Genomic DNA, 23,427 nt, shown 5'->3' on the forward strand with positions numbered 1-23,427 from the left:
TGAGAATGAAAGGAAGGCATTGTGGTGCGCCGAGGTTTCGACTTCGATCTTTAAAGGTAAGTGAGCGGTCAATGACGTTGTGCAGTACGTGCCGCGCGACGCGGCAAGAATGAGCACATGTGAATTGTGTCCCAGAGTACAAGGGTTCACAAATGAGAGAGTGGCGGCACGCACCAAGTTGTTGAACGAAAAGGGGTAACCGGAGGGGGTAGACTTTAAGAGCGATTCTGAGAACTCTCAGTGTGTGAAAGTCTTCCTTTAACTCGTGCTCTAGATGTATAACGATTTATAACGTTTGTGGCGAAGAGCACGGCGAGTCGGTACGGTGGGGTGACGTGATGGCGCTCAGCTTGAATGTGCCGACCATGGTGCGCGTGCTTGTCGCTCGGGGAGTCGGCTAACGCCTCCCACTGTCGCTGGCATTGCGCAGTATCCGGCACACTCGGGCCGTGAGGGTCACCACTGTTAGGACAGCATTTACTTAAGGAAGGAACAAAGTAATGGGTATTTTTGACAAGGCAAAGGATGCTCTGAACTCCGATAAGGGCGAGCAGATTTCGGATAGCGCACTGGATAAGGGTGCAGATCTTGCTAAGGGCAAGCTGGGCGAGGATAAGGCGGATAAGATTGACTCCGCTCGCGACCAGCTCGATGAGCGCATTGGCAACCAGGGCGCTGAGGCTCCTCAGGGGGATGAGCAGAAGTAAAGCGATTGTCGCGCTTGGTTCCGAGCCACATCAAGGTTCCGGCATTGTGCGACACGTAGCCTGAACGCTCAGGGGTCCCGTCCGCATAGCGGGCGGGACTGTATAAGTTTTACAGCAACGTATACTTTGAATTTGGGGTGACGGGGTGGATTGTCTTACAGTGCGGGCGAAAGCTTAAGAAAACCTGTGCATATTCCTATCCTTTGTTTATGGGCCTAAAAGTGATTGTTTCCTAGGTAAGCTGAATTCTGTGATTACTTCAGTAGGTGTGGAACAAGGTAACCAACCCTCGCGCCAGCTCCTTATTGAGCAGGCCGGCCGTGTTATTGCCAAAGCGGGCATTGATGAGGTGCGCCTCCGGGAGGTGGCCGATCAAGTGGATGTTCCGCTAGCGGAAGCCCAAGAGCTCTTTGCCTCTGAAGCTGAGCTTGTAAAGGAAACCAAGCGCACCCTGAACGAGGCGCTTACCTCACTCGTTGATCTGCATCTCCAGCGTTTGCCTGAGAATGCGACGGCCGTGGATAAGCTTCGCGCCACGGCGCTGGCGTATTTCTCCTTCGCAGTGGAGGATCCTTCTGCCTTTGCGGCATTTTCTGCGGTTCACGCTACTCCTCGGGTAGGCGTTACCGCAGAGGACTTTGTTAATCCTGATGGGGATGTCGAAAAATGTCCTATCATGCAGATTCTTTTTGAGTTGACCGAGGAGGCTATCAAGGAATCTGGCGGAGTGGATCCCGATGTTGATGGGACTTTGTTGTCGGCGCTGTCGATTTTTTCCCACCTACACGGCGTGACGCAACTGGCAGCTGAAGGAATCCTGCGTTACCTGTCGCCGGCAGCGAAAAAACAGACATTCGGCGCTGTTATGGACACCCTGAGCGTCGGCCTCTACCCATTCTTTAGGGGAGAGCGCGTCGAGCGCACTATTCCTTATGGCTTGGTGGGAGAGCAGCCGGAAGCGTTGGTAGCAAAGGCCAAGGATTACCCACGGGGAACCGAGGATGAACAGCGTACGGCGTTGCTGCGTGGTGCTATTGAGGAGGCGCTTGACCACGGCGTTACCGGTCTTCATATCGGTGGTGCTGCGAAGCGGGCGGGCCTTAGTGTGCAGGAAGCTGAGCATCTGATTGAAAGCGATCAAGAGCTGGCCAGCTTCCTTGAGCGGTATTTGGACAAGGTCAACTATGAGTTCATTTTCCGGCAGGTAGCTGCGCTTCCGGAAGACGCTAAAGTAATGTCCAAGATTAAGGCCACCGGGTACGGCTACGTCTCGCATGCGCTGGCTGATCCGAAGGGCTTTGAAGCTCTCATCAAGATCGCGTCCGGGCCGATTGTTCCCATGTCCTTCGAGGACGACTTTTTGCCGAACGCGAACAAAGCGGTTGAGCTCCAACGTGACTTTAGCGAATTTGGACGGGCTTTTGGCTTCATTATGTCTCTCATGCGTGAGGCAATCGATGAAGTTGACGGGCCGCGCACTCCGTGGGTTCTTTTCACCTTGGTAATTTCCGTGTGGGCGGGCGCTCATGGTCTAGCCATGCTGAGTGCCAAGGGTCCCTTGCGTGGGTTTGATTCTGACTATATTTTCGAGATTCTCACCCACTATATGGACATTGAATTTGGTGGCATCATGCGCAGTCTTAGTGGCACGACTGACTAATGCAGCAACGTAACTGAGAATTGCCTCTTGGCGCGTCATCGTCGCCGTTTCTCTACCCGCTTTCTTAATGTGAAAGCGGGTAGTTCGTTCTATTGGCACTTGGGGAGGGCCGGTGTGTCGGCGGCTAAACTCGGCGTCTATCCGCACGTTGCCCGTTGGTGATGGGGGTAAGATAATCGTATTGTCAATGATGTTGACGCTGTGAACTGCACTGATGCTGAACTGGGGGTTTCCAAACGGGGGTAACGAATAGTTACTCAAATGTAGAAAATATATTTCGACGGTTGTATGGTGACCACGTCCGAACCTTAAGCACTTAGCTCACTGTGTTAAGTGTGTGCTCATCAACTTGCAAGAAAGACTTCGCATGCGTTCCCTACACTCTCGCATCGTTGCCACCGCAGTGGCCGTAGCAACCTTTTCTTTCGTTATTGTCGCCCCGCAGACCTTCGCCGTTGAGGAGCCGAGCGATACGTCTTTTGTCCACGAACAGTCCGGCGCTGACACTGTCGACGTCAATGGCACCGCCTTCGACGAAGACGGCAACCTGATTGATTCAAACAACGCTGGCGACAACATCATTGAGGAGTTGGACCGTGAATCCCGGGGCAACGACTTTGGCTTCTACGGCGCGGAAAACGGCAAGCCAACGACACTTGATGAGCTGAAAACCGCCGAGGCATCGACGGCTGACGCCACTATCAAGGTCGTGGAGAAGAACGGCAAATTGGTGTGTGAGATCACCGATGTCCCAGGCAAAGAAGGCGAGATTCTCGAGCGCAAGCTGGACCTTGCACGGGCTTTCTACGACGGTGGAAACAAGCTGCTCCAGACCGTGTGGGAAGTAATCCCAGTCGTCGGTGAACTTGTGCCTTCTGACTTCATCAAGAAGATTGGCGCAAGCTCTTGGGAGGGAATTGCCAAACTTGTTCGTGATGGGGAGGCAGACAAGGACGTCACCTGGGATCTCGCACGCGCGCAAGGTATGGCCATCGCCAAGATTGATAACGCTGATGCAGAGGTGGATCTAAAGAATCCAGATGCCGCTAAGAAGACCGTTTCTGGTCTCATCAAATTTGCTGATGGTGCTTTTGGCAATGGTGTGGCCACCGTTCTGAAGATCTTCAATGCCGCTGTCACCATCGCAGGTCTCTTCCCAGGCGCCAGCGCAGCCAAGGATTTGAAGTTGAGCAAGACCCAGCGAAAGGAAATTGAGTCTACTCTCTCAGATATTTCGGCTTCTGCCTCCGCGCTCGCAGAAATCAATGCACCAGCTGGTCAGAAGTGTGCGGATATGCTGAACGGCAAGAAAGTAAGCAACGACGAGCCCGCTTCTCCTTCGACGTCTAATACCACTGAGCCTTCAGAATCCCCCGAGTCTTCTGAGCCGTCTAGCTCAGTAACGCCGAGCCCTTCTGAGACCACCGAGCCCGAGGAATCGGAGTCTGAGACGCCTACGACGACCGAACCCTCGACTTCTACCACCGACGGTGCTGAGGCTCAGGACGGCAAAGACGGTAAGGACGGTGAACCAGGCCGCGATGGAAAAGACGGTAAGGATGGTATCGACGGCAAGGATGGTCGCGACGGTGCCAACGGTGCACCGGGCGCACCCGGCCGCGATGGCGTCGATGGCCAGGACGGGCGCGACGGTCTTAACGGTCTAAATGGCCGCGACGGCGCTGACGGGAAGGATGGCAAAGACGGTCAAGACGGAAAGGACGTCGATTCCTCCTCCATGGCTGGCTACACATTCCTCGCAGCTATCCTCGGTGGCGGTCTCGTCGTTTCTATTCTGGGCGCGATGGATTACCTCTACCTCTTGGGCTACCTGCCCAAGGAGGGGATCCCGTGGCGTGCTAACAGCTAAGCTCCCATTGGACGCTGAGTCCGGACACAGGAGCCGGTCTCAGCAGGGAGCGGGCTGGATGCCGCGGAGGACGTTTTCTAAAGCTCGCCCTCGTTGCGCAAGTGCCGTAGCTGATTCTCCGTAAAAGTTCGCTCCGCTAGGGATTCGCCGGCACCGTCCTGCAAGTGCACAACGACACTGAGCCCGAGCTCCTGCAGGTCCTCGACGTCTTCACGGTACATGGCCACCGAGCTGATGGTGCATTCTTCGGTATTGATGCGGGAAGCGTAGATTTCCTTGACGGCGTCTACGTTCGCGTGCTGGGCCGGCATGGCGAGCATAATCATATCGATCTGGTGGCTGTCCTTGACGCGCTCCCAGAAGTCGATATCTGTTGCATCGCCCTCCACGACGTTGTAGCCACTCTCTTGGAGATGGCGAACTCGTGCTGGATCGTGTTCCACTCCCAAAACCTTGGCGCCGTAGACGTCGACGAGCTCCTTGTAACAGGAAAGGCCGAGCCGTCCTACGCCGAGGACGAGCGCATGGGCGTCGCCAAGCTCGATGGGGCGATCCTCCGGGTGAATCTTGTGCGGTGGGCGGGCCGGCAGTCGCTTGGCTAGGTGTGTAGCTCGCGAGACGTTTTGTGGGTTGAGGATTGCCGAGATGACAAAGCTCAACGAAACAGCGAGCACGAGTGACAGCAGCCAGCGTTGGTTGAGCCAGCCGTCCTGTACTCCCACAGCGGCAATGATAAGGGCGAACTCAGAGTAGTTCGCCAGCAACAGGGAAGCAAGGACAGAAGTGCGGTTGCGCAGTCCCAACATCCACAGGATTGCCCAGTAAGCGAGGCCCTGGATGGGCAAAAGCAGCAGGAGCAACCCGGCGTCGACGATGTTGTGCCACGTTGGTAGGCCCAGGAAACCGATGTTGACGAAAAAGCCAACCAGCAGCAGTTCTTTGAGGGTAAACAGTGAATGGCTGAGCTGTTCTGCGCCAGGGGAGCGGGAGAGCACCACGCCCATGATGAGCGCGCCGAGGCTTCCGGAGAGGCCGACCCACTCGAAGAGAGCATAACCAGGCAGCAGCGCCATGACGATGCCAAAGAGCGCGCCCAGCTCACCGTGCCCGAGCTTGTACCAGCGGCGAGTAGTCAGCGCTAGCAGCGGGACGATGAGGACAAGCAACACGGCCGCTAAGCTTGGTGGCTCTCCCCGCAGGATGCTCATGAAGACGACAGCGATGATGTCCTGCATGATGAGGACGCCGATGCAGATATTGCCGTAGAGGGCTTGTTCATCGCCGCGGTCTTGCAAGATTTTGACGACCACGATGGTGCTGGAAAAACTCAGCACGAGGGCGACGTTGACCGCTATCGAAAAACTGGTCGGACCGAATGCGCCGAGTGCGCCGAGAGCCGTGATAAAACCCATGCCGAGGAGGGTCATCACGAGCACGTGCGCGGTGGCGGTAAGCCAGACAGCCTTGTCGGTCAAGGCCCTCAGATCGAGGCGCAACCCGATTGCAAAAAGCATCAGCGTAACACCGATGTCGGCGAAAAGATCTAACGCTTCAACGTGCTCGATACCCCCGGCATTGAGCGCGAAGCCAGCGACGAGAAACCCGATGAGAGGCGGCAATCGCACCGCCCACGCAACGAGGCCGCAGCCAAACACCACTGCGAGGTAGATCAATAACAATTCCATGGATTGTAATAGTGCCCTAACCCGAGCTTTGGCCAGAGTTTGAAACACTATCTACCCCATGAGGGTGAGAAACATGGAGTGGCCTTGCTTGGCGATACATGTCGTTCACGGTAAATAAGCGCTAAAAAATTGAATTATTCGACCTCTATTTACCGTGGGCGTAGTAACCCAAGGCTTAAGCCTTAACCCCCAGAAGAAAAGGCTGGTCAGAAGAAATCTGACCAGCCTAAATTTTGTCGGACTAACAGGATTTGAACCTGCGACCCCTACACCCCCAGTGTAGTGCGCTACCAAACTGCGCCATAGTCCGCTGCCGCACCATTAGGTGCAACTGCTACAGATTACACCAGCGGTATTCGCTTCGACAAATCCCAGTTCAACCTTTGTTTTAGCGGCAGCTAAAACTCTCCGGCGGAATAGACCCACTGCCCGTTTTGGCGGTGGAAAGAGGAGCGCTCTCGCTGCGAGCCCTTCGCGGCCCCCTTGTAAAAGGCTTCGAATTCAACGATGCCGGTCTGGTCCAAGGGGCCGCCGGCGACGGTGTCGATAATGTCGAGGCGGTAGAAGCGGATCCCAGTATCCGCTAGATCGAGGCGCTCGGGGCGGGTTTCGGGGTCCCAGGTACGCAGCAAATAATCCTCGTCGCCGGCGACGAAAGCGCTGAAACGCGAGCGCATCAGGGTCTCCGCTGAGGGGGCGGGTGTGCCGGCATGGTAGCGCGAGCAGCACTCGCCGAAGCTTAGGCCGGTACCGCAGGGACAGCGGGCGGCAGGGTCAAGTGGGTTAAGAACAACCATGGGCGGCTTATTCTGCAGTGGTTGCCACGGTGGTGGCGATGTCCACAGCGAGGAGGGAATCGATGGTGGTGGAAGCGGCGGCGTCGGCAAGCGCGCGTTGTTGATCGGCGCTCAGAAAGCCAGGAAGCGTCACCGTACGTGTGAAACGAGATTCGGATTCTTGGTTAACCCTGACAGATACCGCTTCGAGCACCTTCGCGTCGATTTTCTGCGCCTTGCCTGCTTCTTTGATGGCCTGAGTGCTTGCCGTAGCCACTGCGGACATAAGAAGGCCTTCCGCGGTGAAACCTTGGCCTTTGCCGCCGTTCTTTTTCGTGCGGTCAGCGCTCACCGATCGGTCATTGTGGCGCACGACGACGCCCATCCTGGTTCCAACTGCCGGAATTGCAAGCGCGGAGTCCTCAGCAACTGGGGTGGGAATGTTCTCCGGAACAATAAACTGCTCCGCCCAAGCCCCGATGAGGTCGGCGGCACGGGCTGCCGCGCCCTGCTTAGTCACCAGGTGATCGGCCTTATCCAAGGCGACGAGGGACTTGGGATAGCGCGTGGTCCGGAAAATATTTTGCGCGTTATCAATGCCCACCGTTTGATCAATGGGGGAGTGCAGCACCATGAGGGGCTTGCGCAGGCGCGGAAGATAGTCCTCCGGGTTGGTCTCAGCGAGGTCTTCGAGGAAGAGGCGCGAAATGGTCAGCGCCCGGCCGCCAAGGGTGACCTCGACTTCACCGTTGGCGTCGACCTCGCCGATCTTGTCGGCGTAGTGCAGCACGGAGTGTGCAGGATCGAAGGGGGCGCCGATGGTGGCCACGGCCTTGAGGGAGCGAATGTTGTTGGCCGCGGCCAGAGCGGCAGCCCCGCCCAGTGAATGGCCCATGAGTAGCTGTGGTGCGGAATAGTTGTGTGCTAGCCAGTCGGCAGCAGCCTGGATATCGGCAACATTCTGGCTAAAGCAGGTGTCCGCGAAATTTCCTTCGGATTGGCCTAGGCCAGGAAAATCAAAGCGTAGGGTAGCGATGCCAAAGTTAGTCAGCTGCTTGCTCACACGAGCGGCGCCGGGGGTATGGCGCGAACCGGCAAAGCAGTGCGCGAAGATGGCGAAGGCTTGCGGAGGGGAGTCAGGGAAGTCGATGGTTCCGGCCATCGCGGTACCGGTGCTGGAGGGGAGCGACACGTTCACGGATTGCATGTCCGTAAGGATATAAGGGCGAACGCACGCTTGCGAACCGGGGTTGACTAGAGTCGATAGAAGACCTGTATGACGCACAAGGATGGAGGAGTGCTCATGGGCGCATTCGATTGGTTCTGGAAGGCAATGGGCGCGCAGTCCGAACGCAACAACAAGAAGTCGAAAGCCGTTGTGACGGCCGCAGATTCCGCGGTGGAGGATATCGCGAACCTGTCGGATGCTGACGTTGCCGCCACTGCGCGCGCTTGCGTGAAAGACGGGGGAATTGCAGATAAGTCTCGTTTCCTCGCGGCATTGGCCGTGGCGAGCGAACGCAAGCTTGGCATGCGCCCGTTTACTGTCCAGTCCCAGGCCGTGCTTCGTTTGCTGGAAGGTGACGTCATCCAGATGGCCACCGGTGAGGGAAAGACCCTGGTGGGCGCAATGGCCGCGACTGGTTTCGCGCTCACCGGCAAGCGCGTCCACTTGGTGACGGTTAATAATTATCTAGCGGCGCGTGACGCCGAATGGATGCGCCCACTCGTGGAGTTCTTTGGACTCACGGTGGCTTCCGTGACGGAGAAAATGGGGCCGGAAGAGCGACGCGGGGCTTACCTTTCCGACATCATTTATGCGCCGGTTAATGAGCTCGGTTTCGATGTGCTGCGAGATAACCAGATCACCTCCCGGGAGCAGACGGTGCAGGCGCGCGCGGACGTGGCGTTGGTGGATGAGGCCGACTCGGTGCTTGTCGACGAAGCCCTCGTCCCCCTCGTCCTCGCCGGAAATCGGCCCGGCGAGGAGTCCACGGGCCACATCACCAACGTGGTCTCCCGCTTGCGCGAGGAGCAGGACTATGTCATCGCGGAGGACGGCCGCACGGTGGCGCTCACCGATGATGGTGCGGCGCGAGTCGAGCGGGAGTTGGGCATTGACTCGCTGTATTCGGAGGAGAATATCGGCTCCGTACTGGTGAAGGTCAACTTGGCGCTACACGCGAAGGCGCTGCTCATCCGTGACATTCACTACATCATCACGGACGGAAAGCTGCAGCTTATCGACGCCTCCCGCGGCCGCGTGGCCGAGCTACAACGCTGGCCGGATGGACTCCAAGCAGCGGTGGAGGCCAAAGAAGGCCTGGAGGTATCAGAAGGTGGGCGCATCCTCGACACCATTACGCTGCAGGAGCTCATGCGTCGCTACCCCTTGGTCTGTGGCATGACGGGCACCGCGGTGGAGGCCACCGACCAGTTGCGACAGTTTTATGACCTGCACGTCTCGGTCATCGACCGCAACAAGGAACTGCAGCGCTTCGACGAAGCTGACCGCATCTACGCGTCTGTGGATGAAAAATCGCGCGCCATCGTCAACGAGATCGTTGCGATCAACAGCACGGGTCAGCCGGTCCTCGTTGGTACCCACGATGTCGCGGAGTCCGAGGACCTCGCTGCAGCTTTGCGTGAGCGCGGCATTACTGTCAACGTCCTCAACGCTAAGAACGACGAGGACGAAGCACGCATCGTCGCGGAGGCAGGCGACGTGGGGCGCGTGACCGTTTCAACGCAGATGGCGGGCCGCGGCACCGATATCAAGCTGGGCGGCGCGGACGAAGCTGACCGCGACGCGGTCGTCGAGAAGGGCGGTTTGGCAGTACTTGGCACCTCGCGGCACCGTTCCTCGCGGTTGGACAACCAGCTGCGCGGCCGTGCGGGCCGGCAGGGAGATCCGGGCATGTCACTCTTCTTCGTCTCCTTGGAGGACGACGTAGTTCAGCAGGGTGGGGAAGATGAGTCCCTGTCGGCGCGTCCAGATGCTGATGGCCTCATTGAATCCAAGCGTGTCCGAGACTTCATCGCACACTGTCAGCGGGTGACGGAAGGCCAGTTGCTGGAGATTCACGCGCAGACGTGGAAGTACAACCAGCTGCTGGCGGATCAGCGCATCATTATCGATGAGCGCCGTGCCAAGTTGCTCGATACAGACCAGGCCTGGCAGGAGCTCGCTGAGCGAGCACCCGATCGCGCCGCCGAGCTAAGCGACGTCCCCGTGGATGCCCGTGAGCGCGCTGCGCGCGAGATCATGCTCTACCACCTCGACTTAGCGTGGGCCGACCACTTGGAGCTGATGGATGACGTGCGTGAATCCATTCACTTGCGTGCCATTGCTCGCGAGACCCCCATCGATGAATACCACCGCATCGCCGTACGCGAATTCAAGGATTTGGCGCAGCGCGCGGTTGATGATGCCGTCGATACTTTTAAGACCGTGCTTATTGATGCCGATGGTGCGCACCTAGAGGATCATGGACTGTCCCGCCCGAGTGCTACCTGGACTTATATGGTTTCCGATAATCCATTGTCTGGCGGGGGAAATTCCGTGCTCAAAGGCATAGGAAACATTTTCCGTTAATGTATTTGTGGAGAGGCGACTCGCGCGCGCAGCGGAGTCGCTAATATGGAATGAGTCAACATCGATCCGACCCTTCGGAGGTAAAAATGAGCGAGAATACCGGAACGCCGGAACCGCAGGCAGAGACTACTTCTGTCTTCCGCGCTGATCTTCTTAAGGAGATGGAAAACGGCACCGCGGCGAGTTCCGACGCCTCCGTTGCTGGTGCTGAGAACCTGGCTGAAGGCCAGGCCCTGCTCGTCGTGAAGCGTGGCCCGAATGCTGGCGCGCGCTTCTTGCTTGATCAGCCGACCACCACCGCCGGCCGCCACCCGGAAGCGGACATCTTCCTCGATGACGTCACCGTCTCCCGCCGCCACGCAGAATTCCGCGCCAAGGATGGCCAGTTCGAGGTCGTGGACGTCGGATCGCTCAATGGCACCTACGTCAATCGCGAGCCGCGCAATGCGCAGGTACTGGAAGTAGGCGACGAAATCCAGATTGGTAAGTTCCGCCTCGTCTTCATCGCCCCTAAATAGGGCAGTACCTGTCAGCAAGGACGAAGCGGGGGTACGAGGGGAGCAGCCGGTCTTGCTTCCTCACTGTGCCTGCCCTTTGTCAAAGTGAATCCGCGTAGAAAGCAGTAGTAGTCCCATCGTGAGCGCTCAGAAGTCCACCGCAGCTGCAGCAACAGCATCTTCGGCGGCCAAGAAGACCAAGCAAAAGCCCATGTCTATTGGCGTAACGCTGAAGCACGTGCAGAAGCAGTTCCCGGACGTGACGGTGTCGAAGATTCGCTTTTTGGAATCTGAGGGTCTGATTACTCCGGAACGCACCGCGAAGGGCTACCGTCGCTACTACCAGAAGGATCTTGACCGTCTGCGCTACATTCTGACCGCGCAGCGCGACCACTACACGCCGCTCAAGGTCATACGTGAGCAGCTGGAGGCGATGGATTCGGGGCAAGTCACCGCCATTGTCTCCTCCCAGGCTGAGGCACTGATCAGTGCCGAGCAGCTGCGAGCACCAGTGGTGACCAGGCTTACCGACGCCGACGTGGCCGACCAAGCCGGGACCACGCAAGAAAACATTGCGGAGCTGGTCTCGGTGGGGCTCATTAAGCCGGATCCGGCGGGATTCTTTGACACGGATGACGTGTCTATTGTGTCGGCGGCTGTCGCCTTAGAGTCCTTCGGCTTTGAGGCACGGCAATTGAAGTCGCTGCGCAATGCCGCCCGCCGGCAGGCAGACATGATTTCACAGGTGGCTTCACCGGTGGCGCATTCGAAGTCTGATACGGCCCCGCAGCAGGCCGAAGAGCTCTCGCAGCAGATGGCGGCGCTTGTTCTGTCCCTTCATGGAACGCTGGTCAAGACTGAGCTGCGGGACGAGTTCCGCCCTTAGCGGATTAGAGGGCTGCTCTGTTAATCGCCACGCGTGAGGAAAGTGTGGAAAAGTGGGTGCCATGACTGCAGAAGTATTGAAATTTTTAGGAATCCACCCCGTCGGCCCCGAGAATAGCCTGTGCGCCCTCTTTTACTGGGAAGAAGCAGACCGGCACGTACCTGTGTGGGTCTCGCCCATTGATGGAGCCCGCGTTCTCCAGGTGCTGGAGCGCCATTACAACGCGCGGCCTAGTACCTATGAACTCCTGATTGCCTTCGCCGACCAGCTTGATGGGATCGAGCATATTTGTGTCTCCGAGTACCACAAGGGCGCTTTCATGGTCGACGTGGTCGACGGAACAGGTGAGGAGCACGACGCCCGCATCTGTGACGCCCTCGTCCTAGCAGATCACTACGGGGTGCCCATCCGGTTTGAGAAGGAGGTGCTCGAGGAGGTCGCTGTTTACATTAGCGATGAAGACCTTAAGGAGTACTACGGTCTCGAGCGCGAGGCTAAGTCCCCAGAGACCTTCCCGGAGAAGAGGTCGCGCGATTTTCAAGAGATGGCGGCCCGGCAGAAAGCCCAGGAAGACGATGACTTTGAGCAGCTGATGCGTGATTCCGGCATTTCCGAAGAAGATTTGCTTGGGGGCGACTCGCCGGAAGATGAAGACTAAGGCCCGCGCATCCAGCTGAGCTTCGTACGTAGAAGGGTAGCGGTCGGCTCGGCATACTTGCCAGCACAACAGACTAAACACAGCGGCACCGTTTCTGGGTGCCGCTTTTCTTGTCATCAGCGATTTTTTTAATGACACGCGTGTGACTAATGATGACAAAGTGACCAAAGAAGTCTAAAGTTCTACTAGAGGTTCACGAAGGGCGACCCTTGACGTGGTCGCTGACGTGGCCTTTAATAGAAAAATAGAACTCCCCTCAAACATCACTGGAGTAATTACGTGAGCAGTAAAAACAACCGCACCGAGTCCCGCGCCCTGCCGCTCGATGACGCCGCAACGAACGGCTACGTCCAGGAATCCCTCTTCGACGTCGGACCGGACGAGGAGTTGGGCTACCGCGTTCCCATCGCGTGTCAGGTAGCCGGCATTACCTACCGTCAGCTGGATTACTGGGCACGCACCGACCTGGTCAAGCCCTCTATCCGCACCGCGCGTGGTTCTGGCTCCCAGCGTCTGTACTCTTTTAAGGACGTATTGGTGCTCAAGATTGTCAAGCGCCTTCTGGACACCGGTATTTCTCTGCAGAACATCCGCCTCGCCGTGGAATCCCTGCGGGATCGCGGCGTTAATGACTTGGCGGAGCTCACGCTTGTCTCCGACGGCACCACGGTCTATGAGTGCCGGTCCAACGATGAAGTCATCGACCTCCTCGCCGGAGGCCAAGGCGTATTCGGTATCGCCGTACCTGGCATCCTTAAGGAGCTCTCCGGTACCATCACGTCCTTCCCGGCCGAGCGCGTCGTGGAGGAAGAAGAAACTGACGTCGTTATTGGCCTCGACGAGCTCGCTGCTCGCCGCAAGCGTAAGAGCTCTTAAACTCGAGCCACTCGCCGCCGCGTCTTTCCTGCACTGCTGCTCACGTCAGTGTCCTGGGGAAAGATGCGGCGGCTTTCTGCGCTCTGGGAGTGCACCCCGCGGACTCGCTTTGCACGAGAGCCCGCGTCTAGCGTGCGCCGACTGCGGCCGAGATGGCCGTTGCATTGTCTTGGGCATCGGATGGATCTGCGACCGTGCTGTAGGAATCAGCCAGCTTTTCGAGTTCAGCATCCTTCTCGCCGTTACCCACGTGCACCACGCTCAAGCTCACTCCTTCGCCGCGGGCATTCTTTACGGCCTCGGCGAAGGCAGCATCATCCATATCTTGCTGCGTGCCGGTGGTTACGAGCACAACGCGTGTGTCCTTGCCGCTTTCAGCCACCTGGTCGGTTGCGTTATCCAGTGCGGCTACCACAGCACTGCGGGTTTGCGGAACGCCACCCGTGCCAAACATACCTACGGCATAGGCAACGTTATCGGTATCCCCATACGACACGTTTTGGCGGTAACCCACGGTTGCCGAGGCGGAAAGAGGGGAGGAGTAGTTCCAGAGGCCCACCTGGCTTCCCTCCGCGCCGGCCGCCGACGCCGCCTCAGCCACACCCTGGCTTACCGCATCGAAATAGGGCGTGAGGTTCTCGGACGTATCGAGGAGGAACAACGTATTCGGCGCAACCTTTGCCTCTGCGGCCTTTTCCTCCGAGCTGGGGGCGGCCGACGTCGATTCGGTGTCCTTCGCCGTTTCCGACGACGCAGGCGCGGCCGACGTTGTCGCCTGTGCAGTAGAGGTCTCCTCCGTCTTAGCTGTAGTTGATTCTGCCGCCACCGTTTCACCGGAATCGGAATCGTTTCCGCGGAAGAGGAAGAATCCTCCGATAACCAGCGCCAGCACCGCTAAAACGGCCACGATGATGACCCACGGTGCAAATGCGTAGTTATTCTTTCCATCCGAGTGCCGGGCCATCTCTTTCCTTCCGCGCTGGTTTCGCGGGGCGGCACAGCGCGCCCCGTCGGGTCACATCAATGGTTCCTCATTGTAGCGGGCAGTGCGGCGCGAATTTGGGAGACAAGCCGCGCGCGCAGGGGCTCGGCGGCGTCGGCAAGCGCGCGTTGGCGACGCACGTACTCGGACTTTCCTTCCGCCGTTTCGATGGGGACGACCCCAAAGCCCCACTCTCGGCAATCGTAGGGTGAAGCTTCCATATCAAGTGTGCGTGCTGCCACGGCTAGCCGGAAGGTGTCGAGGAACAACTCACCCGGCACCAATGGCCCCAATTTCCACGCCCATTTATACAAATCCATAGTCGCATGGACGCAGCCAGCCTGGTCGTTCTCCGGTTGCCCCTCGCGAGTCAGCACCGTGAGGTTGAGCGGGCGCGCGGGCTCAGTGAAGAAGCGGAAGGCATCGTAATGCGTGCACTTGATGCGGTGCCTATCGACGACCTCATTCGTCCCTTCCGCCCCTAACCGCAGCGGCAAGTCATGGCGAGGAGAATCGGTGTGGTAGACCATGGCCCATTCGTGCAGGCCAAAGCAATCGAATTGGGTGGGGTTATGCGTGGTCTTTTCTAGCAGATTCAGGATGTAACGAACGGTGCTACCGCGGCGTGCGAGGAAGGCCTCAGTGTCCACCGTGACGCCCTCATCAGTGCGGTGGTAGTAGTTCCACTCAACATGCGGGGCCTCGCCGGCCAGAGTCACACCGACGCCTGGGTGCCAACGGCGCAGGTGTGACGGGCGGACGGGGTAGTACTCGAAAAGGAAGTCGTAGACAGGGTGATACGAGCCCGGGTGGCGGTAGCGTGTGAGATACTCGTTGGCCGCCTCCTCGTGCATGGTCATCCGGGCTTGCCAGGTTTCAGGCTGGAGAATCATCGCTGACCTGCGTTGCCCCGTCGGCGGCGCTGGTTACGGCTACCCGATCGTCGACGCGCAGACTGTCTTTCGGACTGACTCTGTGGCTTCTTCTTTGATGGTTGCTGGTGTGGTGGGCCGAGCGGTTCGCCCTTGGGCTTGCGAGCTCCCGTCATCTGGGCGAGCTCGGGGCTGCTGGCTGGGTTGGCGCGGTCACTGATGTCGAGGTCGGTGTGTGCAACGCCCGCCTTCGCGATGAGCTTTGATACCTCATCGCGTTGCTCGTCGGTGACGAGCGTGACTACGGTGCCGGAGTCGCCTCCGCGTGCAGTACGGCCGGAGCGGTGCAGATAGGCCTTGTGTTCAGCTGGCGGATCGACGTGGACGACAAGGGAGACGTCGGCGATGTCGATACCGCGGGCAGCGATATCGGTGGCGACGAGTACCGGAACGCTGCCGTCTGCGAAGCCCTCGATGGCCTTGGTACGTGAGCCCTGGCCCTTATCGCCGTGCAAGGGCAGCGCGTTGATTCCGACGCGGCGCAGCTTTTTGGCCTGCCTGTCGACGCCATGCTTGGTTCGCATAAACATGATGGTCTTGCCCTTGCGTGCGCCGAGGCGAAGAACGACGTCATTGCGGGCCTCGCGGGTGCCGATGAAAATAAGGTGGTGTTCCATCGTGTCGACTGCTGCCTCGACGGGGGCGGTGGAGTGGGTGACGGGATCGTGCATGAACTGGTTGACCAGCTTGTTGACTTCGCCGTCGAGGGTGGCGGAGAAGAGCAAACGTTGACCATCGACCGGCGTGAGTTTGAGCAGCTTGCGTACCTGGGGGAGGAAACCCATGTCCGCCATCTGGTCCGCCTCGTCGAGGGCGGTGATAGTGACGTGGTCGAAGAAGAGCTTGCCCTGGTCGATGAGGTCCTGGGCGCGTCCCGGTGTGGCAACGAGCAGGTCAACCGGGCGGGCAAGCGAGCGAATGTGGTTGTTGATGTTGACACCCCCGACGACTGCCAGTACCCGCAGTCCCAATGCCGCCGCGGGTTCGTCTAAGCGCTGCTGGATCTGGGTTGCCAGCTCACGCGTCGGTGCTAGGACCAGCCCGCGCGGGTGGGCCGGGCGCGACACCCCGGACTCCGCCAATCGGGCCAGCATAGGGAGACCAAACGTAAACGTTTTTCCCGAGCCTGTGGGGCCACGGCCGAGGACGTCCTTGCCAGCGAGGGCGTCGGGAATAGCGGCTTCCTGGATAGGGAAGGGGGTCGTGATGCCCTGTTTGTCTAGGATACGAACAACATCGCGGGGGAGGCCGAGTTCGGCGAAAGTAGTCATCGGGTGAAAAGTCTAGTGCTCCGGCCTGCCAGACCGAAAAGCATCACAGTTACCGGTGGGAATTAGGCCTCGCATCCTGCATTTTTAGGGTTTGTGTGACGTGGTTCTCTGTTAAATTGAGCGACATGACGAATCCATTCGACAACTCTCAATCTCAGTCTCCTCCCCGCGGGTTTGGCCAGAACCCGCACCACGTCCAACCTGGGCACAACCAAGCGCCTCCCGGTTTTAATGGGCAAGGCCAAGGGATGCCGCAACCGCCACAGAAGAAGCCCGGTTCGAAGAAAGTGTTGTGGATTGTTCTAGCAATAATCCTCGGTCTTATTCTGGTTACAGGGCTCGCTCTTGTGGCGGCGTTTTCTGCTTTTAAGGACTTTGCCGCTGGATTGGATGATGGGCCAGGAGAGGTCGCTGCCTCTGATGCTGGCTATTGGGAGCGCACGATTGACGTCGATGATGTTGACGCTATCCGAGAGTCCGAGGTGCCAGCGTCTGTTCCTACACCTCTGGCTGAGCTGACGTCCGAGTGTTACGAAGATACGTCCTATTTCGGTGAGTCAGCAGATCAGGGCTACGACGCGCAGTGGGTCCCGACGATTTCCTGCCTCTATGGGGCCGACGGTGAGTTTGTCGCTCAGTACACCGAGAATCAGGAAGCCATTCAGGACGCGGAGCGCGTGGGGCTGCAGGAATCCATTGTGGATTACACATCCGCTCGCGGTTCCCAGATCGCAATTTTCGGACAGGATGAGGAATTCGTTATGGTGGAAGTGCTCGAGGGTCGTAACGCGGTCATTGAGTACGTGATGGGTGGTTACGACTCGGACGAGGTGGTGACCAACTACGGCGACCTTGCCAGCTATCTGGTAAACGCGGGGATCCTCGACGAGACTCCGGGGCCACCGCCGGTCGACGCCTATTTATACGCCTATGCTTGACGACGTCCCCGTCCCACGCTCACCGAGAATCGCCGTTGTGCCCAATGGGGGCAGCGCGGCGTCGTTTGGATTCGCGCTCATAACTGAAGCCGTTAAGAATCGCTAGAGCGTAGGATGACGCGCAATGGGCGGCCGTCGTTGTGCGGGATCGCCGATATGCCCGTCAACCATCTTTCGATTGGCGGGTGCTTGGTGTTGTCGTAGGTTACCGGCGCTTTTTCTTTTCTGTGTTTGGTGGCGGGGTGTTAGCTGCTGTCGGGTGGTTCCTCTGGTGGTGTGGTCGGAGTTGTTGTGGTGGCTTGGCCTGAGGCTCTCTCCGCGTTGAGTCTGGCGACTGCTTCTTGGTATTCCGGCATCGCGGTTATCGGTGCTCCCCAGGGTGGGATGAACGCCACGCCGGTGTTGAGGCGGTACATGTAGCCGCGCCCGGTGGGTTTTAAAGGGTCATCATCGTTAATACCGTTGTGGTAGGCACACAAGAAAGTCAAATTCTGGATGTTGGTGTAGCCACCCGCCTGCCAGGGAATGAGGTGATGGATTTGGCAGTAATCAGCCGGCTTATTACACCCAGGCCTAGAACACGTCTGAAACTCAGCGTGCAGGGTAAGGCGTTGGTTGAAGTTTGCCCCACGTTCGAGCCGCCAGGTGTTAATAGGCCCTTCGATAGGGTGCACGATGGTGGCATACCCTATTTCGGCAAACTTGTGGGTGAGGAATTCCGCCCCTGTCATGCGCCCACCGTTGGTGAGGTTGAGCTCGATCTCGTCCCCGTCACCGTTAATGATCTGGTCCAACTCATTCAGTGTGACGATGACTTGGGTGCGCACGGAAGGCTTAGTGCCGGCTGTTTCTTGGTTGAAGAAGACGTCGTTGGCGGCTTGTAGAAGGTCGGTGTTGGTGGATTCTAGGACTGCGCGCATGTTGGCAATCGTGGTGGCGTCATCAGTAATCGAGAGGGTGTTAGGCCCTTGTTCCCGGTAGGTGATGCGCACGCCTGGTTTGGCGGTTCTTTTACGTTTGAGTTCTTTAAGCCGTGCGGTGGCAACGGTGGGGATGCGGTGTGCTGGTGTGGCGGCGAGTCTGACTCTCAGGTTCCAGGCGTCGAGGGTTTTCTTTACTTTTGAAACGTAGGTTTCAATCAGTGTGAGGGTGCTCAGGCTGTGGCGTTGTTGAATGGCGGCAGCGCGTGCCTTTTTCTGTTTGCCGGTAAAGCGGGTGGGGCCGAAGTAGACCTGGTGCAGGCCGGCGAGTTCGGTGGCGTCGGCTGGGTCGGCGCCGAGCGCGCGGAGCTTATCGGGTGAGCTGGGTATGTTTTCCACCAGCGCAATCCCCGAGTTGCGGAGGCGGAGGTAGGTTTCGATATCCCCCATGGGCACGAAGATTAAACCAGCACTCCCGACCCCGCAACCGGAGGAACAAAACTCCTGGTTACAGGGGTAATGGGGCTGGTACGAGAAAAGCCCCTCAGGTGAGGGGCTTGGCAACTACATCTCGGTGAGTGAGCGGTCACCCGACCATTCGATGTGGAAGGTGCCCTCGCGGTCCACGCGCTTGAAGGTGTGGGCGCCGAAGAAATCGCGCTGGCCCTGAATCAAGGCCGCAGGGAGGCGCTCGGCGCGCAGGCTGTCGTAGTAGGACAAAGAAGAAGCAAACACGGGTACCGGCAGCCCCAGCTGGGTGGCAGCCACAACGACGCGACGCCACGGGTCAATCAGGTTTTCCAGCTCACCCTTGAAATACGGGTCCAGAATGAGGGCCGGCAGGTCGGCGTTATTGTCATAAGCCTCACGGATACGGTCGAGGAACTTCGCGCGAATGATGCAGCCGCCACGCCAGATGGTGGCCAAGTCGCGCGGGTCGACGTTCCAGCCGAACTCCTCGGAGCCAGCCTTGATCTCATCGAAGCCCTGGGAGTAGGCAATGAGCTTCGCGGCATAGAGCGCACGGCGAACGTCTTCGACGAACTCAGCCTTGTCCACATTGAGCTCGGCAATGGTTCCGGAAGGCAGCTGGCCTTCCTGGGCAGCTGCACGTTGAGCAGTGGCAGAAGAGAGCGCACGCGCGAACACGGATTCGGCAATTCCGGTGATGGGGACGCCAAGCTCGAGGCCGCTAATGGCGGTCCAGCGGCCGGTGCCCTTCTGGCCGGCGGCGTCCACAATGACGTCGACAAGCGGGGCACCTGTCTCCGGATCTTTCTGTGCTAGTACTTCGGCGGTGATCTCAATGAGGTAGGAGTCCAGATCGCCGGCGTTCCATTCGCGGAAGACTTCGGCGATTTCAGCCGGTTCCATGCCCACCCCGTAGCGCAGCAGCTGGTAAGCCTCACCGATAACCTGCATGTCGGCGTATTCGATGCCGTTATGCACCATCTTGACGAAGTGGCCAGCGCCATCGGGTCCGATGTGGGTCACGCACGGAGTACCGTCGACATTAGCGGCGATGGACTCGAGGATTGGTCCCAAGGTCTCCCAAGACTCAGCTGGGCCACCAGGCATGATGGACGGGCCATTGAGCGCGCCTTCCTCACCACCGGAAATGCCTGCGCCGACGAAGTGACGCCCCTTAGCGGCCACCTCCTTCTCGCGGCGAATGGTGTCCGTGAACAAGGCATTGCCACCGTCGATGATGATGTCGCCCTCATCCATGGCCTCGGTGAGCTGGTTAATGACGGCGTCGGTAGCCGCGCCCGCCTGCACCATGATGATTGCCTTACGCGGGCGCTCCAGGGAGGCCGCGAAGTCCTCAACGGTCTCGGAAGGGATGAAGGCTCCTTCATCGCCATGCTCGCTGATGAGCGCGCGCGTCTTCTCCGGGCTGCGGTTGTAGACCGCGACGGTATTTCCGTTGCGGGCAAAGTTGCGCGCGAGGTTGGAGCCCATGACGGCCAGGCCCACAACACCAATCTGAGCGAGATCTGTCTTTTCAGCAGTTTGAGTCATGTCAACCATCCTACGTCACCGAAATCCACTAACCTGGTGTGGCATGAAACACTCTGAAATCTTCGAAAAGCTCGTCGCAGTATCCCAAACACGGCCGCTTAACGCCGAGGAACTGCAGCTCATCAATTCTCACCTGCAGGGCCTAGCCGGGCTCATCGGTTTGCGTTTCACGCGCATTTCCGCTGATGAGATTCGCTCCGAGGTTGACGTTGTTCCGGATCACCACCAGCCCTGGGGCGTGGCGAATGGAGGGCTTTTCTGCACGATTACGGAGTCCACCGCATCTGTGGGCAGCCTGATCCTTGCGGGCAAGCCGGTTGTGGGCGTGAACAACAACACAGATTTCCTCAAGCCCGTTGCCGAAGGCACCGTCACGGCTGTCGCTACGCCGCTGTACAAGGGCCGCCGCACGCAGCTGTGGGAAGTGAAAATCAGCCAGGGCGATGTACTCCTCGCTGCTTCCACGTTGCGCACCATGGTGGTGCAATAATCCCTACAACCAGTTGTTGCGCCGGAACCACCACCACATTCCGGCCACCACCAAGATCATGAGGCCAATTGCCCCGTAATAGCCCCATGCGAAATGCAGCTCCGGCATGATGTCGAAGTTCATTCCATAGATACCTGCTACAAGTGTTGGCGCTGCCCACATGCCAACCACCGCGGAGATCGTGCGCATGTCGGAGTTCTGCTGCATGCTGATCTTGGCCACGGAGGCGTCGATAAGCGAGGTCAAGCGCTCATCGAACCCCGACACGTGGTCCTGGACCACCAGCTGGTGGTCGTTGACGTCGCGGATATAGGAGCGAATCGTCTTCGGAATGAGATCCTTGTGGTCCGCTACCATCGCCCGCAACGCTGGGGAAAGCGGCACGATCGCGTGCTTCATCTCCAAGATTTCGCGCTTGAACATGTAGATACGGTCGATGTTGGGCAGCGAATTCGGAGTGAAGATTTCTTCTTCTAATTCGTCGACCTCGATGGCGATGAGGCGGCAAATCTCCGAATAGCGGTCCACCATCATGTCCAGGATCTTCCACGCCAGCGAAATGGGGCCCTGCTCGACGAGGTCTTGCTCATCCTGGATCACATAGGCGAGATTGGGCAGCTTGGCGGAGTGGCGCACCGTGATAATGAACGTGGCACCAATGATCATCTGGATTTCACCAGTGGAGATAATTTGGCGCTTATCGGCGACCTCGTCGTGGTCGCGGTAGTTCACCGACCGTGCCACCACGAAGAGCTGGTCGTCGTAGCGCTCCAGCTTGGGACGCTGGTGCGCCTGGACGACGTCCTCGACGATGAGCTCATGGATGCGGAATTCAGCCGCTACCTTCGTCATCTGCGATTCGAGCGGCTCGTGCAGGCCTACCCACACGAAGCCGCGGCCGTATTCTTCCACGGTTTGCAGCGCGCTGTGCGGGGTAAACTCACCGGGCAGCGCCTCGCCGTCGATGAACACTCGGCAGTGCTCAATGGCACGCTCGACAGGCACGGAAAAACTCGGCGTATTATTGTCCGAAGTGTTTTTCTTGCGTGGCTTGAATGGTGACGGTACAGATGGCATCGTGTCTCAGCCTCCTTCGCTTCGTATAGGCGTTTTATCAGAGCGGCTAAATCTTACACCTCTAAAGGCCTATACTCGTTGTCATGCCTACCTGGAAAGAAGTAACTGCTGCGAACCCCGCCCATTCCCACAACTTTGCACGGAAATGGAAGACGCTGCGGGCCCAGGGTAAGGATATCGACGGGGAAGCCCGGCTTATCGACGCCATGAGTGAACGCCACTCCCGCGTCCTCGACGCCGGCTGCGGTTCCGGACGGCTCGGCGGCGAGTTGGCCAAGCGCGGGCATACCGTAGTGGGCGTGGACGTCGACCCGATTTTGATCGAACACGCGGTGAACGATTACCCGGAGGCTCGCTGGGAGGTAGGTGATCTTTCCGAGGAGGAAATCCCTGAGGATAACTTCGACATCGCCGTGGCTGCGGGCAACGTCATGACTTTTATCGCCAACGAAGGGCGCGAGGCGGCCCTGCGCAACGTGTTTAACGCGCTTCGCCCCGGCGGCCGCTTCGTCGTCGGTTTCGGCGAGGGCCGCGGCTGGGGCTTTGAGGAGTTCCTCGAACTGGCCCGCGCGGTGGGCTACCGAGTCGATTTCATTTTCTCCTCGTGGGACATGAAGGTCTTTAAGGAGAACTCCACCTTCATGGTGGCCGTGCTTACTCGTCCAGGTGCCGATCTGCTGGGCTAACTTTGTTTCTCCGCAGCCAGGCGCCGGAGCCGGTGGCCGTGGTCAACGGGCCCGTGTCCGTGTCCGACGTGAAGCGCATCGGCATGCTCAATCGCCTCGTGGAGCCACTCGGTGGCCCAAACCAGTGCTTCGTCGAGGGATTCGCCCGCGCCCAAACGCGCCGCTAGGGCTGAGGACAGCGAGCAGCCCGTGCCGTGCGTGTTCTTCGTATCAATCCGCGGGCAGGGCACGCGCGTGATATCGCCGGAAGGACTTACGGTCGCGTTATCGGCCTCGGCACCATCGAGGTGACCGCCCTTGACTACGACCCAGGTGTCGTTCTCGTGTGCCCACGTGGTTGCGACAGAGAGAGCATCATCAAAGGTGCGCGGTTCTGCTACGCCCGCGAGGACAGCGAGTTCCGGCAGGTTGGGTGTGACCACGGTCGCGCGGCGCGCCAGCTCCCGTACGGCGCGCTCCGCTTCCGGCTCGAGCAGGCGGTCACCGCTGGAGGCGACCATGACCGGATCGCAGACCACCGGCACACCCGCGGGGAGGGAAGCGAGGAAGTCGCTCACCGTTTCGGTGATAGCGACGGATCCCAGCATGCCGATCTTGACGGCGTCGATAGTCACGTCGTCCTTGACGCTTGCCAGCTGCTCACGCAGAAAATCCACCGGTGGGGTGTGGATAGCCCGCACGCCCTGCGTATTCTGCGCAACCAGGGCGGTCACTACGGCCATTCCATAGGCCCCAGCGGCCTCAAAGGACTTGAGGTCGGCGTGAATACCAGCGCCGCCCGTCGGATCGGTGCCGGCGATGCTGAGGACACGGGGCAGCGCAGGTTGGCTCACGGTTTCTCCTTAAGCTTGGCTATTCTTTCGTCTACCGTACATGGCTAAAGAAAAAGGAGAGAGGAA

21 protein-coding genes and 1 tRNA gene are annotated in these 23,427 nt (G+C 58.8%); 11 read left to right on the forward strand and 11 right to left on the reverse strand.

What is annotated here, in order from left to right; all coding sequences use genetic code 11:
- The first annotated feature begins 500 nt into the window (after positions 1-500).
- The 3 genes from QKE52_RS02355 to QKE52_RS02365 all read left to right on the forward strand — a co-directional run bounded on the left by QKE52_RS02355 (position 501) and on the right by QKE52_RS02365 (position 4,237).
- Positions 501-707 carry an antitoxin gene (locus QKE52_RS02355; protein WP_070510775.1) on the forward strand — a complete coding sequence of 69 codons (207 nt, stop codon included), beginning with the start codon at positions 501-503 and terminating at the stop codon, positions 705-707.
- Positions 708-1,071: 364 nt separating this feature from the next.
- Positions 1,072-2,367: a WHG domain-containing protein gene (locus tag QKE52_RS02360; RefSeq protein ID WP_347948011.1), complete on the forward strand. Its 1,296-nt coding sequence runs from the start codon at positions 1,072-1,074 to the stop codon at positions 2,365-2,367.
- Positions 2,368-2,734: 367 nt separating this feature from the next.
- The gene (locus tag QKE52_RS02365) at positions 2,735-4,237 is read left to right on the forward strand and encodes a hypothetical protein (protein WP_347948013.1); all 1,503 of its coding nucleotides are present in this window, start codon (positions 2,735-2,737) and stop codon (positions 4,235-4,237) included.
- 77 nt (positions 4,238-4,314) lie between these two features.
- Here the strand turns inward: QKE52_RS02365 and QKE52_RS02370 are convergent, their stop codons facing one another.
- The 4 genes from QKE52_RS02370 to QKE52_RS02385 form a co-directional block, all read right to left on the reverse strand.
- On the reverse strand, positions 4,315-5,922 hold the full coding sequence (locus tag QKE52_RS02370; protein WP_158395532.1) for a cation:proton antiporter family protein: 1,608 nt from the start codon (positions 5,920-5,922) through the stop codon (positions 4,315-4,317).
- Between the two features lie 236 nt (positions 5,923-6,158).
- A tRNA-Pro gene (locus QKE52_RS02375) sits at positions 6,159-6,232 on the reverse strand.
- An 88-nt stretch (positions 6,233-6,320) separates the two neighbouring features.
- A complete protein-coding gene (locus QKE52_RS02380) occupies positions 6,321-6,719 on the reverse strand; it encodes a YchJ family metal-binding protein (RefSeq protein ID WP_070681404.1) in 399 nt (132 codons plus the stop codon).
- 7 nt (positions 6,720-6,726) lie between these two features.
- Positions 6,727-7,905 carry an alpha/beta fold hydrolase gene (locus QKE52_RS02385; protein WP_049154981.1) on the reverse strand — a complete coding sequence of 393 codons (1,179 nt, stop codon included), beginning with the start codon at positions 7,903-7,905 and terminating at the stop codon, positions 6,727-6,729.
- A gap of 96 nt (positions 7,906-8,001) precedes the next feature.
- Here QKE52_RS02385 and secA2 point away from each other — a divergent pair, with 96 nt between their 5' ends.
- From secA2 to QKE52_RS02410, 5 genes are all read left to right on the forward strand, one after another.
- Positions 8,002-10,293: an accessory Sec system translocase SecA2 gene (gene secA2 / locus QKE52_RS02390; RefSeq protein ID WP_175973243.1), complete on the forward strand. Its 2,292-nt coding sequence runs from the start codon at positions 8,002-8,004 to the stop codon at positions 10,291-10,293.
- A gap of 86 nt (positions 10,294-10,379) precedes the next feature.
- The gene (gene odhI / locus QKE52_RS02395; RefSeq protein ID WP_347948014.1) at positions 10,380-10,811 is read left to right on the forward strand and encodes an oxoglutarate dehydrogenase inhibitor Odhl; all 432 of its coding nucleotides are present in this window, start codon (positions 10,380-10,382) and stop codon (positions 10,809-10,811) included.
- 118 nt (positions 10,812-10,929) lie between these two features.
- Entirely contained in the window at positions 10,930-11,676 is a 747-nt protein-coding gene (locus QKE52_RS02400) for a MerR family transcriptional regulator (protein ID WP_046649387.1), read from the forward strand.
- Between the two features lie 61 nt (positions 11,677-11,737).
- Positions 11,738-12,334 carry a bifunctional nuclease domain-containing protein gene (locus tag QKE52_RS02405; protein ID WP_046649391.1) on the forward strand — a complete coding sequence of 199 codons (597 nt, stop codon included), beginning with the start codon at positions 11,738-11,740 and terminating at the stop codon, positions 12,332-12,334.
- 315 nt (positions 12,335-12,649) lie between these two features.
- Positions 12,650-13,210, forward strand: a complete 561-nt coding sequence (locus QKE52_RS02410; protein ID WP_180963924.1) for a MerR family transcriptional regulator — start codon at positions 12,650-12,652, stop codon at positions 13,208-13,210.
- Between the two features lie 127 nt (positions 13,211-13,337).
- On the opposite strand, the gene QKE52_RS02415 is transcribed toward QKE52_RS02410, so the two are convergent.
- The 3 genes from QKE52_RS02415 to QKE52_RS02425 are packed head-to-tail and all read right to left on the reverse strand — an operon-like array spanning position 13,338 to position 16,395.
- Positions 13,338-14,174 carry a vWA domain-containing protein gene (locus QKE52_RS02415; protein WP_070702562.1) on the reverse strand — a complete coding sequence of 279 codons (837 nt, stop codon included), beginning with the start codon at positions 14,172-14,174 and terminating at the stop codon, positions 13,338-13,340.
- Positions 14,175-14,230: 56 nt separating this feature from the next.
- Positions 14,231-15,085 (reverse strand): 3-methyladenine DNA glycosylase, encoded by an 855-nt coding sequence (locus QKE52_RS02420; protein ID WP_347948016.1) that lies wholly within the window; start codon positions 15,083-15,085, stop codon positions 14,231-14,233.
- Positions 15,082-16,395 (reverse strand): DEAD/DEAH box helicase, encoded by a 1,314-nt coding sequence (locus QKE52_RS02425; protein WP_347948018.1) that lies wholly within the window; start codon positions 16,393-16,395, stop codon positions 15,082-15,084. The genes QKE52_RS02420 and QKE52_RS02425 overlap by 4 nt, the downstream gene beginning before the upstream one ends.
- A gap of 125 nt (positions 16,396-16,520) precedes the next feature.
- On the opposite strand from QKE52_RS02425, the gene QKE52_RS02430 reads away from it, so the two are divergent.
- On the forward strand, positions 16,521-17,333 hold the full coding sequence (locus tag QKE52_RS02430) for a hypothetical protein (RefSeq protein ID WP_347948020.1): 813 nt from the start codon (positions 16,521-16,523) through the stop codon (positions 17,331-17,333).
- A 245-nt stretch (positions 17,334-17,578) separates the two neighbouring features.
- Here QKE52_RS02430 and QKE52_RS02435 read toward each other — a convergent pair whose 3' ends face one another.
- Both QKE52_RS02435 and gndA read right to left on the reverse strand, forming a co-directional pair.
- Positions 17,579-18,703 carry an HNH endonuclease signature motif containing protein gene (locus QKE52_RS02435; protein WP_347948021.1) on the reverse strand — a complete coding sequence of 375 codons (1,125 nt, stop codon included), beginning with the start codon at positions 18,701-18,703 and terminating at the stop codon, positions 17,579-17,581.
- A gap of 114 nt (positions 18,704-18,817) precedes the next feature.
- Complete coding sequence (gene gndA, locus QKE52_RS02440) at positions 18,818-20,275, reverse strand: NADP-dependent phosphogluconate dehydrogenase (protein ID WP_347948023.1); 1,458 nt, start codon at positions 20,273-20,275, stop codon at positions 18,818-18,820.
- A gap of 43 nt (positions 20,276-20,318) precedes the next feature.
- Here gndA and QKE52_RS02445 point away from each other — a divergent pair, with 43 nt between their 5' ends.
- Positions 20,319-20,765, forward strand: a complete 447-nt coding sequence (locus tag QKE52_RS02445; protein WP_347948024.1) for a PaaI family thioesterase — start codon at positions 20,319-20,321, stop codon at positions 20,763-20,765.
- 3 nt (positions 20,766-20,768) lie between these two features.
- Here QKE52_RS02445 and corA read toward each other — a convergent pair whose 3' ends face one another.
- Positions 20,769-21,842 (reverse strand): magnesium/cobalt transporter CorA, encoded by a 1,074-nt coding sequence (gene corA, locus QKE52_RS02450; RefSeq protein WP_070512755.1) that lies wholly within the window; start codon positions 21,840-21,842, stop codon positions 20,769-20,771.
- An 83-nt stretch (positions 21,843-21,925) separates the two neighbouring features.
- On the opposite strand from corA, the gene QKE52_RS02455 reads away from it, so the two are divergent.
- Positions 21,926-22,528: a class I SAM-dependent methyltransferase gene (locus QKE52_RS02455; protein ID WP_070821088.1), complete on the forward strand. Its 603-nt coding sequence runs from the start codon at positions 21,926-21,928 to the stop codon at positions 22,526-22,528.
- On the opposite strand, the gene thiD is transcribed toward QKE52_RS02455, so the two are convergent.
- On the reverse strand, positions 22,525-23,361 hold the full coding sequence (thiD, locus tag QKE52_RS02460; protein WP_070681344.1) for a bifunctional hydroxymethylpyrimidine kinase/phosphomethylpyrimidine kinase: 837 nt from the start codon (positions 23,359-23,361) through the stop codon (positions 22,525-22,527). The genes QKE52_RS02455 and thiD overlap by 4 nt on opposite strands.
- Positions 23,362-23,427 lie beyond the last annotated feature (66 nt).

The sequence above is a fragment of the Corynebacterium sp. c25Ua_47 genome, assembly GCF_039907205.1.
GTDB lineage: Bacteria > Actinomycetota > Actinomycetes > Mycobacteriales > Mycobacteriaceae > Corynebacterium > Corynebacterium hiratae.